Raw genomic sequence first — 13440 nt, 5'->3', positions numbered from 1 at the left:
TAAAAAAACTCGGCAGTCTCTCCGAATCATTTTCCGGATGGGAGCTTGCCGAGTTTTTTAATATATAAGAATTTATAAGTTTCACGCTATATATTATCCTTATATTTCTCTCAATAAACGCTTACCGTCCATTAAGGACGCCGAAGGCGTTTTTGCTTGTTATTGTACTTTTTGTGGTTCCGGGTAAGTGACGCCTAGTGTGTCGACGGTTACTTTCTTCATCACTGGCGGTTCTTCTGGACGATCTGAACTGTCTGTTTTCAAGCCCACAATGGATTTAACCACGTCCATGCCTTCGGTAACTTTGCCAAAAGCGGCATAGCTTCCATCTAGACTAGGATAAGCTGCATCCATAATAAAGAACTGGGAGCCGGCAGAATCTGGAGCCTGCGATCTTGCCATGGACAGAACACCTTCCGTATGCAACAGGTTATTAGTAAACCCGTTTCCAGAGAATTCTCCGGCGATACTATACCCTGGACCACCCATACCGGTTCCATCAGGGTCACCGCCCTGGATCATGAAATTAGGGATCACTCTATGGAATATGGTGCCGTCATAAAATCCTTTTTGAATCAGTGAGATGAAGTTGTTAACCGTGTTAGGGGCAACTTCAGGATAAAGCTCGGCTTTGATGATGCCTCCATTATCCATCTCAATGGTCACAACGGGGTGGCTTGCTGTAGCTGAAGGGAGCCCTTCATTAGCTCCAGGATTTGTCTCGCTGCTAGCGTTATTACCTGCTGCTCCACTGCTGCTTCCATTATTACTGCTGGCATTATTATTGGTAGGCTTATTACCGCAACCTGCTGCAATAACCATCACCAGGCATAACATGACCATTAGGATAGCAGATCTTGCTCGTGTAGACTTCACTAATCAATCTCTCCTTTTTCTTGAATAATCTCGTAGGTACTTCTCATAATAACCTCTTTGTCCCTTTACATGCAAAGGTCAGTTGTGACATGTGGGATTGGCACATTCACAAAAGAGGTTTACAATAATAGGAATGTTTCCGCGAGAACATCAAGAAAGGATGTGTAGATCATGCGCTTTTCATGGAAACGGAACTTAATCGTGCTTTGGGTGGGTGTCTTTTTTTGTAGTACAGCGTATTCGATCTCTATTCCGTTCCTCTCTATTTTTTTGAGTGACGAACTTGGGGTTACGAATCATTTGGAAATTTGGTCTGGGGTTAGTTTTGGCATAACCTTTCTGGCCAGCGCTTTAATTTCTCCCTACTGGGGTTCCTTAGCCGACAAATATGGTCGGAAGCCGATGCTTATTCGCTCGGGCTTCAGTTTGGCAGCCTTATATCTGATTAATTACTTCGTGCATGATCCTTACGTCTTTCTGATCGTACGCGTACTGCAAGGATTGCTTGCTGGATTTGTTCCCGCTGCGATAGCCATGGTGGCTACGAACACACCTGAGGATAAGACCGGTTATGCGCTGAGTATTATGTCTACAGCCGGAGCAACGGGCAGTATCATTGGTCCATTGATCGGCGGTGTAGTGAGTTTTTACACAAGCAATCGGGTTGCTTTTTTATTCTCAGCAGGTATTGTACTCGTTTCGGCACTTATCGCTACTTTTTTTGCTAAAGAAGAGAATTTTGACCGATCTGCTCCGAGGTCTCATGTAAGTGATGATATTAAGGAAGCGCGTAGCAATCGCGCATTTATGACTTTGCTATCGCTGGCGGGAATAAGTACCTTTTCTGTTATGATTCTGGAGCCGCTTATTCCGATACATCTGCTAGACATGGGAATCGCCAAAAGCAGCGCCTCGCTAAGCTCAGGAATTGTATTCTCCGCTGTGGGTATTGCTACTGTGCTAATGGCTCCGCTGTGGGGTAGAATTGGAAGCCGGAAGGGTTTCGGGATGATCTTGTTCATTGGATTAATCGGTGGAGGTATCGGTAATATTCTGCAGTTCTTTGTTACAGGGTATGTGGAATTCGCCGTTCTTCGTTTTGCCTACGGCTTGTTCTATGCAGGTGTGCTTCCATCTGTAAACGCAATGATTGTACAAGTGATTGAACCCGGGTTTCGTGGACGTGCCTTTGGTCTCAACCAAGCGGCATCTCAACTCGCGACAATGGCCGGGCCTATTATAGGTGGCTTACTTGGGGCATTTATCCAGATCCGCTGGGTGTTTGTGATCAATGGGGTGATGCTGCTTGTAGCAGCGGTATTGGTTAAGACCCGTAAGCTGGATTCCCAAATTGCAGCAGCGCGTTCAGCAGAATAACCGGCAGCAACAAGAATAACCCTTACTGAAACCAGTGCTCATATTGAAAGACAAATAAAGCCGCCGGATCCTATTCCGGCGGCTTTATATAGTCTAATCTCCCTGTGATCCGTTTAAGATGTCCGTTCCAGGCATTCCATCTACTGGTGGTGAAGCAGGGTCGATGATGGATCCCGGATACACCTCATCTGCATCAGGAATATCTTCCAGTGGCGGATCCTCCTCTTCCATCTCTAGCAGCTCCTCGTCATCATCAGTATCGCTGCTTGTTAGTCCTGCCGTTTCAGCAGCCAGGAATGCATCGGATTCCAGTAAGTCATTTCTTTCGAGTGTTTCCTCAGGTTGGTTTAAACCAATATCCGCCGCCAAATATTTATCGCCAACCAATACGGGGTCGGCATCTTCATTGACAACATCCTCTACATCAATATCAGCTTGTATATAACGCTCGTATGCAAAGTCGGCCTCAGTTTTATTAGGTGTATCTTCCATAGCCGTTCACTCCCTCGGTAGGTTAAGATTTGGACTTCTCATATGTATCTTTACCCGATTGCCTATGTTCGAATCGGTTTATAAATAATCAGGGAAATAACGCTGATAAATAACGTCTTTTTTCGAGGGAATTAACAAGAATAGGCAGGAATAGTGCGAAGGTTGTCGAAATTAAGAATCATATATGATCATTTAAACAACTAATGAATTACTGAGGTGCTACGATGAAGTTGCCAAAACCAAAGATAGCGGCTTCTTTGCTATTATTTCTATTGCTAACAGCAATAGTGTCTTACGGTGCGGCGATAGTGAGTGCTGGATCATCAGACTCTGCGCTGCCAAGCTGGGAGATTAGATTTGGAAATACAGAAGCAGAGACTGTCGAAGAAGCTGTAGCAGCTGCAGATGATGAATGGATTCGCGTAACGCCTCATGATAACAAACCAGAGACGCCAAAAGGTACATCCTCAGCGTGGCTCCGGTTTTCTTTGCCGCAAATGAGCGAGAAATCCGCGTTATTCATTAATAAGGTATATGGAAATAGCGTCAAAGCTTATGTGAATAACGCGTTAGTATATGATTCTGAGAATAAATACAATTTCAACGGCAGCAAAATTCTAATTCCTTTATCCATAGAAGATGGAGGGAAGGAACTATACATATGGACACACGGAGGAAGCAAGGATTTAGGAATAGAAGGCGAAATAAGAGTAGATCGCTACAGTGAGCTGTTGTCCATTTATGTAAAGCAGGGCTTAATGGATATTATCATTGGGACGACATTTATCTTTATAGCTATTGTCCTGTTTATTTGTTCATTATTCTTGAGAAAAGGATTTTTTACGGACGGATTTTTGTTGGTATTAATTCTCTTATCTATTGGAGTCATAGTGGTTACGTATTCTTCGTTTTTGCCGATCATCCTCGGGGATTATGGGAAAATCGTGCTTGTTTTCTTTGATTTAGCGTTGTACACTTTGTTGCCATCCGTAACCTTTTATTTCGAGAAAATATTCGGTTCAGGGAAAAAACAAATCGTTACCCGATTCCGTAAATTTCAATTGGTATATTCTATATTCTGTCTTTCACTAATGGTTATTAATATCCTTCTGTCGTATCAGCTGGAAGACTTTTATAGATTCATGACTGCTGATATTCTAGGCATCATTATGATTGTGCAATTTATATTATTGGTAAGCTTAGCGTTAATTCATACTTATCGCGGCAATGGAGATGCTATTGTTTTTACTACAGGGTTTACCATCTTTGCATTTATATCTCTTGTCGAATTGATCGTATACTACATATCCAGAGAATCCTATCAATTATATTGGTGGAAGTGGGGGATGATGGTTTTCGTATTATCCTTAATCGTCATTCTGGGGAGAAGGTTTACGAGAAATCACGAGCAACTTGTTGAATATTCTCGTAAGCTTGAAACGTTTAATAATGATTTGCAGCGTTCCGAGAAAATGGAGATTATAAGTGAATTGGCGGCTTCTGTAGCGCATGAGGTACGGAATCCTTTACAGGTAACCCGTGGTTTCCTTCAGATCCTAGGAGAACGTTCAGATTATAAGGAGAGGGAATATATGCAGATGGCTATCGCAGAACTGGATAGAGCTACGGTGATTATCTCAGACTTCCTTACCTTTGCTAAGCCAGGGCTAGAGACCATTGAGAGGCTTGATGTATCCGAGGAGTTACGGCATGTGTCGGGTATTCTCGCTCCGCTTGCAAATTTGCAAGGGGGAGTCATTGAACTCAACCTGCAGTCAGAACTCTGCGTGATTGGATCATCTGCCAAATTTAAACAAGCGTTTATTAATATTATAAAAAATAGCATCGAAGCCTTGCAGGATAATGGACTTATTAGAATTACGGCCTGGAAATCCGAAGGCCATATAATGATTAGTGTACGTGATAATGGAGAAGGGATGAGTGGTAGTGAACTGGCCCGACTGGGTGAGCCTTATTACTCTAATAAAACAAAAGGAACAGGGCTTGGACTTATGGTAACCTTCCGAATAATTGAGGCGATGGAAGGGTCAACTGAGTTTCGGAGTGAGAAGGGGGAAGGGACGGAGATTATTATTAAATTGCCAAAGGCTAGAAAAAATTAGGAGAATTTAATGATTATTCCGTTTTTTAGAAGGAAAGGGTAGCATAGTGAGCGAAGTAGTAACACACAGAATATTGTTTCTGAAACTTCCTTCTGAGGTGCCTATATGCGCTTGATGGTTAGAATACTCCACATTACAATCACCCTTTCACTCCTCCTGATAGGTTGTGGCTCTATTATTGTATCGGCGGCGAACCCAAATCCACCCCAAGAAATTACAAAGTGGCAAATGAAATGGGGGGATGAAACAGGAAATGCAGGAAAAGAGATTCCGTGGAGTGAAGGCCAGCAAGGCTGGATGAACATAGATTCTAAGAAGGGACTCCCAGAGTTACCTTCAGGAGTATCCTCTTCTTGGAGCCGCATTTCCTTACCCGTTTTAAGTTATGTGTCTCCTTCGGTGTATATCGATACTTTATATGCTCTTCATGTGAGAGTGTATGTGGAGGATCGTTTGATCTTCGAGGAAAATCGTAAATATATCAAGGATAACTATTCTTTGCTGTTGCCTTTAAGTAAAGAAGATAACGGGAAAACACTATATATCTGGACAGAAACCATGCAAGACAGAATTGGAATTAAAGAAAGTGTAATGATCGGTGAACATAGTCAATTAATTAATGAATATATTGAGAATGGACTAAGTGATGTGATTTTGGGCTGCGCTTTTTTTCTGGTGGCTATTGTTCTATTTATAAGTGCTCTATACATAAACAAAGATTATTTCTCCAGTGTTGCTTCACTAGCAGTAGTTATAGCGGCTACTGGAATCCTTTCTATAACCTACTCCCCCTTCATCTATACCTTTTACAATAAATTGGGGCCAATTAGTAACGTATGCTTAGACTTAGCCCTTTTTTCACTTCTCCCAGCGCTTACCTTTTTATTTGAGAAATTATTCGGTAGTGGTAAATTCAGTATCATTCGAAAATTTCGTCAATTTCAAGTGCTTTACTCTTCTTTTGGTTTGTTATGTCTTTTAATCAATCTCCTATCCAATAATCACTATATTAAGTTCTATTATTTTATTTCTACCACCATTATAGGGTTTATCCTTATCCTCCAATTCATCCTGCTGATCGCATGTGTGGTTATATTCTCTCTTAAAGGAAATAAAGATGCTATTGTGTTTGCCATTGGATTTGGAACCGCTGCGTTTACTGTAGTTGCAGAGCTATTATGGTATTACATCCAAAAAGGGAATTATGATTTGTTCTTGTGGAAGTGGGGGCTGGTTGCTTTCATTATTTCCTTGATCGTAATTCTGGAACGAAGATTAGCCTTTAACCATCAACAGGTTGTTAATTACTCTAGAGAACTAGAGCGTTTCAACAATGAATTGGAGCGTTCGGAAAAAATGGAGATCATTAGCGAGCTTGCTGCATCTGTAGCTCATGAAGTAAGAAACCCACTACAAGTCACTCGGGGCTTTCTGCAGCTGCTTAGCGAGAAATCTGTTAACGAAGAGCAAATTTATATGTCAATGGCCCTAAGTGAACTAGATCGTGCATCCAATATTATTACTGATTTCTTAACCTTTGCTAAACCAGAATTTGAGACGATCTCTAGTCTGAATTTATATGATGAATTCAAGCATATTGAGAGTATTATGCAGCCCCTGTGTCACATCAATGGAGGGAAAATGATTCTGGATGTATCCGGTCAATTATGGGTAAAAGGAAATTCCTCGAAATTTAAGCAGGCGTTCATTAACATTATCAAGAACAGCATTGAATCATTCAGTGAGGAAGGGTTCATTTATATGTCGGTGTATGGTGAAGATGATAAAGTGATTATTCACATCAAAGATAACGGGGAAGGAATGGACCCTGATGTTCTGCACCGACTAGGAGAACCATATTTCACCAAAAAAAATAAAGGAACAGGTTTAGGATTGATGGTCACCTTCCGCATCATTGAAGCTATGCAAGGTGAAGTGAGATTCACAAGCAAAAAAGGAGTAGGAACCGAATCCATTACCATACTGCCACTGGCAGAAGCTCCGGATGATTCCTACTCCCTATGAGGTTAATCCTGCTGTCTTACCAAGAACCGCGTGGTGCTGCGGTTGCTTTCAATACATCTGATGATGGACTTGGTGGGATTACAAGATAGAATTCATTTGAACCTTCTTCAACGGCTTTCAAGGTAACGCTGTCGGGAATGATTACGCCTAGCGCTTCTTGGAGAGCTGCTTTTGGATCTGCGAGTAGTCTTTGCTTAAAACTTGGATCTTCCCATGCCTTTTGAATGACTTGATTTCTAAGAACTGCTTCTGACATAATAATCACCCTTCCCAAAATGTATATATTTACCTTTAATAATATAACATAGCAATTGTGCTAATACTATTCTTTTTATTACAAAATAATAGAATTATTGTATATTTTTTGACAAATAATAAAACAAGCCTCCACCTTGTAAAAGCTGCTTTTCTGCTTCGATGGAATCGGAGATCTGTTGTAAGTTCGTCACCAACATGGAGTGGAATGCTAGGAGATGAGGTACATCCAAGCTGGAAGCCATTACTTTGCGATGCGTATCCTGCGCTAGCTCAGCATAGGTACGTAGTCCGTTTGCTGTAAACAGGAAGAATTCGACCTCTTTTGATGTGAGTGTGGTTGCTTTATCAGCGGATAGATAGCTTCGTGTGAGTGAGAGGAGACAATTATAGCTGCCTTCTGATAAATCTTCGTTCCAGTCTTCATAGTCGTCAAGCATTTGTAGTGTAAGTAGAACAGAGTCGATCATTTCCTCAGACTGTGGTACAAGAGAATCCTTACCAGATAGCAGAAGGGCAGCGGTGCTGGATAGTTTGAGTGGACTGGCTTTATAAGGGATCTTGATCCGATCGTTAAGAAAATAATCACTGGCGGTTTCATTACTAACACTGTCTGCCCATTGGGCGATATAACGATTGAACGAGGTCCAGAAAGAGGAGTCATTCGGAAACAAAAGTCTGTAGATATTCAAAAATTCAACATAGAGTAGGTTCGCTAAAGGTAGTCTTTCGTATGTAGAGGATTCTTTGCTGTCTATCAGGTCATCCTGTATGAAAAAATATAGCATGAAGAAGACATTGCCCATCGACATTTGACGGGTGATTTCTGCTGAGAGTCCACAGCTTTTCTGAAGCCAAAAGGGCAATAGATAACATATGTAATTTTTGTGGCTTTCCGCATTGAATACGTTAAAATGTTCAAGATAGGACATGCCTTGTGAATTTAGAGGCTCAGGAAATTCGGAGATGATCTTTCTACTTTCTTGAAAGACTAAGCGGAGTTCTTCTTCATAATCATTTAGCCAATCCATTGCATCCCTCCTACAATAAAATTGCAAAAAACTGGTTCTTTCGCCCTGATTATATCCTTCTCTTTATTCCATTACAACTAAAATTTAGGAGGTTTGAGGACGAATGGAGTGTTATACCTTGGGACAAATGCTTATGAAGATTCGAATGGGGCAAAAGGCTGAAACACCAGACGGCCGCATTGTGATGCGTACCTCTGCGGGACTGATTTGGACAAGTGGGATATTGAATGGAAAAACAGTAGAAATCAAAGATTATTTGTTCTCTGATCTGTGGCAAATCTATGAGGATGAGGAAAGCATGAAAGAGGGAATTGGCAGAGAAAAGCATGAAGAACGGGAGCGGGAAATGCTTGAAAATCAATATGAAGAGCTGCGCTTAGCGAGTCGGAAACGTTAAGTTCAACGTTCGACTCGCCAATTGCAGCTTTGATGAGGAAATTACTCCGATTTCAATGCTTCATATTGTCCTCTTAGACGTATAAGTCTCCAAATACTTTGATCTAGGCCGCCGGGGCGGTTGCGCTCGGTCCACAATAGACGATACTGATGAAGAAGAACATTCAAATCATTGATTTGTTCTGTAATCAGATTAGGGTCAATCGTATCTGGCGCGGATGCCAGCTGCAGTTTAATTCTTCCAAGCTGCACAGCGTGCTTCACAAAATGGATTCCGTTACTCAGTTCCTTAAGAACAAGATCAGCATCATCACATTGAAGATCAAGCCCCGAGAGACGTGTCTCGATAGAGAGCATGTATTCTTCGAGATTGTTGAAATGATCTTCGGTAAGTTTCTCTACAATTAACAAATTGTCGAGATTAGTACGAAGGAGCAGGGACATTTCCGTATCATTTGAACGAATAATCTCGGATTCAAGCTGATAGTAATTGCCCAGATCAAGGAGTAGTTGACCAATACCCTCGGAACGATCCGCGAAGATGAATGTATTCAAATATTTTGCAGTGTCTACATCTAAATTGTTATCTACATTCCAGGAAAGCGCAGCACCATAAACATATCCAGTGTAGCTGATTGGGAGATGCTGCCAGTGCCCATGATCACCCCAATCGGTAATGAGATAGCCGATAGAACCATTATTTTTGCCATGAATAGCTGCACTACGCAGATTGGCAAACATATTGTCGCTACGCCCTGTAATGGAGTTCCATGAGCTGGTACCTGGGCAGACATAGAAAGGAATGCCCGCTTCACGGAATTTGAGGGTATCCGGTTCAAAAGGATGTTCCGCACTGTAACCCCATTCCATAGCAATAATATCTTTAGGCAGGTGAGGGATTAGTTCGGGATGTTGGATAATAATATCGCCCCAGAATTGCATCGTCTTGCCGCGTTTCGTAACAAGCTCATAAATCTTCTGAAGAAAAGATAAATAGATCTGACCCTTGCCTTGTGATTCAGCCAGCGCTTTGCTTTTGCCAAGACCAAGCTCATACGTCTCATCACAGCCTACATTAAATTGATTAGAGGAGAAGTATGGAAGCAGATCGTCGAACATTTTTTCTAGCAGAGGGAGCACAGCAGGATCTTCGGTATCAAACGTACCGGGATGCATAAATAGTCCTTCTGGATATACATCCCCCATGTACAATTCCTTGGGAAGCATAAATCCCTCTGGAATTTCGGCTAAAGCATTGAATTCAGGACGGGAAAGCCAGCCTTCCATATGTCCAAAGCTGTTCTGGTTTGGAACAAGCTCAATATAACGCGCTTTACAGTAGGCATCTAGAAGCAAGATTTCCTCTCCTGTGATTGGAGTCTCAAGCTCCCACACTTGAGGGAAAGATTCATACGCGAACGGCGTACCTTCTATATATAGCTGAAGCTGGTTCATCTTCAGATCGGCCATAAGGTCAATGATTCGGTACAAGGTTTCTTGCTTCGGAATTTTATTGCGGCTGATATCAACGGTTATCCCTCTGGCTCCAAAATCAGGTTCATCGCGAATTTGCAGATGAGGAATAGATCTGCCGCTTTGTTCAATGATTTGTTTCAGTGTGGCTACTGCGTAGAAGGCACCGACAGGTGAGCTATAGGAGACAACGATACCGCTCTGATCAATAACTATTTCGTATGCCTGCTCAGATAATGATGGCACATAGCTAAAGATACAAGCGGATACAACCGTTGGACGTGTGCCAATAGATAAGGTCAAATGAAGATTTAAGGCTTGTTTAATCACAGCTTGCAGCTTTTGTGCAGCAGGCATTGAACTTTGCTCTCCCGTACTAGGAAGCACAATGCTTCCGCTGATTGGGAAACGGTATGAGCCTTGCGACAATGTGATTTCACGCGGATTAGGCAGAAGCAGTAGTGTAGAATGATTAAGCATAGCGTGGACACCTCTTATTCATGTAGAATATGATCAAGTTCACAATAACCTTATCACTACTAAACAGAGGGAGGAATGTCTATAATGTCCAAGCACATGGATTATATGATCAGTCCCTATCCAATACGAATTATTGATCCGAAGGTTGAGTCCTCTAAGCTGAAGCTTAAAAATATTAGAGTCGGACAAGCCGGTCATTTGCCTGGAAGAACGTTATTCCGTTCAGGCGTAGTTTTTGAACACTGGGCTATTGTTTACATAGTATCAGGTGGTGGCACCTATAGGGAGACTTCGGGGAAAGAACAGCAGGTGCGTGAAGGCAGCTTATTCTTTTTTCGTCCAGGATACAGTTATAATTTCGGTCCACCGCATGGAGGGAGCTGGGATGAGTATTATATTAATTTTAATGGGACACGTGTATCGGAATGGCTGGAGTCGGGGCTAATCGCTGGCGGGAATGTGTTCCAAGCGAATTCGATCATGGGACTTTCGGCCTTATTTGAAGAAGTGCTAGAGCGGATGGAGAGTGGAGCACCTGCAGATGCGGATCGGGCCGCACTACTCGTTGAAAGGATGCTATTGGAGTGTTCTTTTATAATAGAAGAAAAAAGTTGGAATGCCCAGGCAGATTATATGCGTCAGATTCGGGAGGACCTGAATTTATGCATTTATGGTGAAATGGACCTAGATCAAATTGTGGCAAAACATCATATCTCCATGTCTACCCTTCGTCGTCTTGTTCGGCGTAGTAGCGGGTATCCGCTTCATGAATATATTCACCGTCTTAAAATGGCTGAGGCCAAAAAGCTGCTTCTCAATACCTCATTACAAGTGAAAGAAATATCGGGCATGCTTCATTATAATGATCCTTTCTATTTTTCACGTTTATTTAAAAAATATATGGGAATTGCGCCGCAGCTTTGTCGAAGTAACATATAAATCGACATTATACTACTAGAGTCCCAATGAGAATTGTTATAATTGTATAAGTATTGTCGTTTTATAAAATTTATTTAAAGTTATGGATTAATATTACATAAATACGTTAGTTCTTAATAACTATAGTGGATAAAATGACAAATTTTAGGTATAAAATCTCCTGAAAAAATAATAAATTTTTTGTAACTATTTTTCAAATGGAAGCGCAAACATGGGAAATGTCAACTTGTTATTGTGATTTTTCTCATGTATGATGCTTTTATCGAGCACAGCATAATCTCGCATTTTCCAAAAAAACTGGAGAATAGGGTGGTGGGATGAAAATCAAGCCAACTGCAGAAGACAAACTGATTGAGTATTACAGGTACTTCTCTTTGTCCCTCACATCGCTCATGTATCTTCTAGATAAAACGGGACCTTCCGTAATTTATAAATTCCTTGTTATTGCCATACTCTTTCTGTTGGCACAAACGTTCTCATTTGGTTATCGGAGATTACGAAGCAGGCCAAAGACTCTCGTCCTGGCTGTTAGTATAGAGATGGTGGGAATTATTGCATTGACCTTGTTTACCGGTGGGTACGAGAGTTCTTTTAGGCTCTATGTGCTAAACCCTGTATTGATTGCTGCAGGTTCATTGTCCATTTATTTTGGATGGTCGCTGCTGTTAAGTTACATCAGTATTTTTGCGGTGCTCTGTTATTTTTTTATCAATTCTGCGAACAAAACTTTTCTGGAAATTGTATTTGTAAATGGCAATCTGTTTCTAACACTGGTACTTACGGTTATAATAATGCAGATCGTTAATCGGATGAAGCGGCAACGTGAAGAATCGAATGCCCGCACGAAAGAGACGATGGAGCATATCAAATCGCTGTACCATATCGTGGAAACCTCAAGCCAACATGATTTCATGAATATCGGTCAAGTGATCACCGATTATGTTGTTAAGCTAACGAAGCTAGATAAGGCTTTGTTTTGGTTCGCTAAGAAAAGCGGAGAACCAGCTCCGCAGAGCAGGCAGACCGGCTGGCAGCAGGAGGAGGAACAGTTCCTATTCTCAGAACTGGGAAAACATGAGCATGAATGGAGATTGCAGCGAGAGCCTATTTTTAGAAATCTTCCGGGATTAGGAGATTTCCTGCTGATGCCTGTACGGATGAGCACCCGTTTTGTAGGGATGATTGGACTCAAGCTGGAGTCTACAGAGGGGCTGGAAGGCCGCAGATGGTATATTCAACAATTGATATTCTTATCTGAGCTAAGTGCGAATATTCTTGAAAGGCATGAGCTTGGTGTGATTGAGAACAGGCTGATCATCACGAACGAACAGAACCGGATTGCGGATGAAATGCACGACAGTGTATCCCAGAGCCTTTTTGGTATTGTGTATGCGACGCATTCGCTGAAGGAATCGTGGAAGAGAATGTCAGATCATGAGCTAGAAGAACAAATTGAGCTTATTCATGACTCTGCTACAAAGGTTGCTAAAGAACTGCGGATCACGATCTACAGTCTTAGCTCCAAAAAGAGTGGCGGGCCTACATGGCTCGGCATGGTAAGATCACATTTGAAGAGCTTATCCAGATTAAATGATGTTGATATTGAATTAAAAATAACGGGAGATGATTTCAGTCTCCCTTATCCTTATCACAAGGCGCTTTTTCGAATTATCTCTGAAGCTACTGGAAATGCCATCAGGCATGGCGCTGCCAGTCGAGTGGATGTAGAACTGTCTCTGAAACCGACTTGGATCCGATTATTGATTTATGACAATGGTGTTGGTTTTGATACTGATTTGTTATGGATTGAATCCGAAGATAGTGCAAGTGGGCTTGGCATGAAGAATATGCAATATTTGACGCAGTCGCTAGGTGGCGACTTCCAGCTGTCCAGTAATGAAAATATGGGAACGAGAATCTTGATTTCCATTCCTGTGGGTGTAGCTGAATTAAAGAATGCATAAACTTTAGGG

At 41.8% G+C, this 13440-nt stretch carries 11 protein-coding genes; 6 read left to right on the top strand and 5 right to left on the bottom strand.

What is annotated here, in order from left to right:
* Positions 1–159: 159 nt before the first annotated feature.
* On the bottom strand, positions 160–843 hold the full coding sequence (locus CA598_RS03660) for a peptidylprolyl isomerase (RefSeq protein ID WP_094871568.1): 684 nt from the start codon (positions 841–843) through the stop codon (positions 160–162).
* 204 nt (positions 844–1047) lie between these two features.
* On the opposite strand from CA598_RS03660, the gene CA598_RS03655 reads away from it, so the two are divergent.
* On the top strand, positions 1048–2253 hold the full coding sequence (locus CA598_RS03655) for an MFS transporter (protein ID WP_094875435.1): 1206 nt from the start codon (positions 1048–1050) through the stop codon (positions 2251–2253).
* A gap of 93 nt (positions 2254–2346) precedes the next feature.
* On the opposite strand, the gene CA598_RS03650 is transcribed toward CA598_RS03655, so the two are convergent.
* Positions 2347–2745: a hypothetical protein gene (locus CA598_RS03650; RefSeq protein ID WP_094875433.1), complete on the bottom strand. Its 399-nt coding sequence runs from the start codon at positions 2743–2745 to the stop codon at positions 2347–2349.
* Positions 2746–2969: 224 nt separating this feature from the next.
* Here CA598_RS03650 and CA598_RS03645 point away from each other — a divergent pair, with 224 nt between their 5' ends.
* Complete coding sequence (locus tag CA598_RS03645; protein ID WP_094875432.1) at positions 2970–4868, top strand: sensor histidine kinase; 1899 nt, start codon at positions 2970–2972, stop codon at positions 4866–4868.
* 114 nt (positions 4869–4982) lie between these two features.
* Positions 4983–6893, top strand: a complete 1911-nt coding sequence (locus tag CA598_RS03640) for a sensor histidine kinase (RefSeq protein WP_256990349.1) — start codon at positions 4983–4985, stop codon at positions 6891–6893.
* A gap of 16 nt (positions 6894–6909) precedes the next feature.
* On the opposite strand, the gene CA598_RS03635 is transcribed toward CA598_RS03640, so the two are convergent.
* Positions 6910–7149 carry an NHLP leader peptide family RiPP precursor gene (locus CA598_RS03635; protein ID WP_170880314.1) on the bottom strand — a complete coding sequence of 80 codons (240 nt, stop codon included), beginning with the start codon at positions 7147–7149 and terminating at the stop codon, positions 6910–6912.
* 94 nt (positions 7150–7243) lie between these two features.
* Positions 7244–8179: a hypothetical protein gene (locus CA598_RS03630; protein ID WP_094871538.1), complete on the bottom strand. Its 936-nt coding sequence runs from the start codon at positions 8177–8179 to the stop codon at positions 7244–7246.
* Between the two features lie 103 nt (positions 8180–8282).
* On the opposite strand from CA598_RS03630, the gene CA598_RS03625 reads away from it, so the two are divergent.
* Positions 8283–8576 carry a hypothetical protein gene (locus CA598_RS03625; protein WP_094875430.1) on the top strand — a complete coding sequence of 98 codons (294 nt, stop codon included), beginning with the start codon at positions 8283–8285 and terminating at the stop codon, positions 8574–8576.
* A gap of 41 nt (positions 8577–8617) precedes the next feature.
* Here the strand turns inward: CA598_RS03625 and CA598_RS03620 are convergent, their stop codons facing one another.
* Positions 8618–10528 carry a glycoside hydrolase family 20 zincin-like fold domain-containing protein gene (locus CA598_RS03620; RefSeq protein WP_094875428.1) on the bottom strand — a complete coding sequence of 637 codons (1911 nt, stop codon included), beginning with the start codon at positions 10526–10528 and terminating at the stop codon, positions 8618–8620.
* A gap of 84 nt (positions 10529–10612) precedes the next feature.
* Here CA598_RS03620 and CA598_RS03615 point away from each other — a divergent pair, with 84 nt between their 5' ends.
* Both CA598_RS03615 and CA598_RS03610 read left to right on the top strand, forming a co-directional pair.
* Positions 10613–11467, top strand: a complete 855-nt coding sequence (locus tag CA598_RS03615; protein ID WP_179283579.1) for a helix-turn-helix domain-containing protein — start codon at positions 10613–10615, stop codon at positions 11465–11467.
* A gap of 317 nt (positions 11468–11784) precedes the next feature.
* Positions 11785–13431, top strand: a complete 1647-nt coding sequence (locus CA598_RS03610; RefSeq protein ID WP_094875425.1) for a sensor histidine kinase — start codon at positions 11785–11787, stop codon at positions 13429–13431.
* The last annotated feature ends 9 nt before the right edge of the window (positions 13432–13440 follow it).

The sequence above is a fragment of the Paenibacillus sp. VTT E-133291 genome (genome assembly GCF_002264395.1).
Classification (GTDB): Bacteria; Bacillota; Bacilli; order Paenibacillales; family Paenibacillaceae; genus Paenibacillus_AQ; species Paenibacillus_AQ nitricinens.
The sequence above is the reverse complement of the archived record's forward strand: the minus strand, read 5'-3'. Positions and strand labels throughout refer to the sequence as shown.

What these genes read in the sequence shown, in the direction of transcription:
- CA598_RS03635 (WP_170880314.1), bottom strand. Translation starts at nt 7,149, where the DNA reads ATGTCAGAAGCAGTTCTTAGAAATCAAGTCATTCAAAAGGCATGGGAA.
- CA598_RS03645 (WP_094875432.1), top strand. Translation starts at nt 2,970, where the DNA reads ATGAAGTTGCCAAAACCAAAGATAGCGGCTTCTTTGCTATTATTTCTA.
- CA598_RS03615 (WP_179283579.1), top strand. Translation starts at nt 10,613, where the DNA reads ATGTCCAAGCACATGGATTATATGATCAGTCCCTATCCAATACGAATT.
- CA598_RS03655 (WP_094875435.1), top strand. Translation starts at nt 1,048, where the DNA reads ATGCGCTTTTCATGGAAACGGAACTTAATCGTGCTTTGGGTGGGTGTC.
- CA598_RS03610 (WP_094875425.1), top strand. Translation starts at nt 11,785, where the DNA reads ATGAAAATCAAGCCAACTGCAGAAGACAAACTGATTGAGTATTACAGG.
- CA598_RS03640 (WP_256990349.1), top strand. Translation starts at nt 4,983, where the DNA reads ATGGTTAGAATACTCCACATTACAATCACCCTTTCACTCCTCCTGATA.
- CA598_RS03620 (WP_094875428.1), bottom strand. Translation starts at nt 10,528, where the DNA reads ATGCTTAATCATTCTACACTACTGCTTCTGCCTAATCCGCGTGAAATC.
- CA598_RS03660 (WP_094871568.1), bottom strand. Translation starts at nt 843, where the DNA reads ATGGTCATGTTATGCCTGGTGATGGTTATTGCAGCAGGTTGCGGTAAT.
- CA598_RS03650 (WP_094875433.1), bottom strand. Translation starts at nt 2,745, where the DNA reads ATGGAAGATACACCTAATAAAACTGAGGCCGACTTTGCATACGAGCGT.
- CA598_RS03625 (WP_094875430.1), top strand. Translation starts at nt 8,283, where the DNA reads ATGGAGTGTTATACCTTGGGACAAATGCTTATGAAGATTCGAATGGGG.
- CA598_RS03630 (WP_094871538.1), bottom strand. Translation starts at nt 8,179, where the DNA reads ATGGATTGGCTAAATGATTATGAAGAAGAACTCCGCTTAGTCTTTCAA.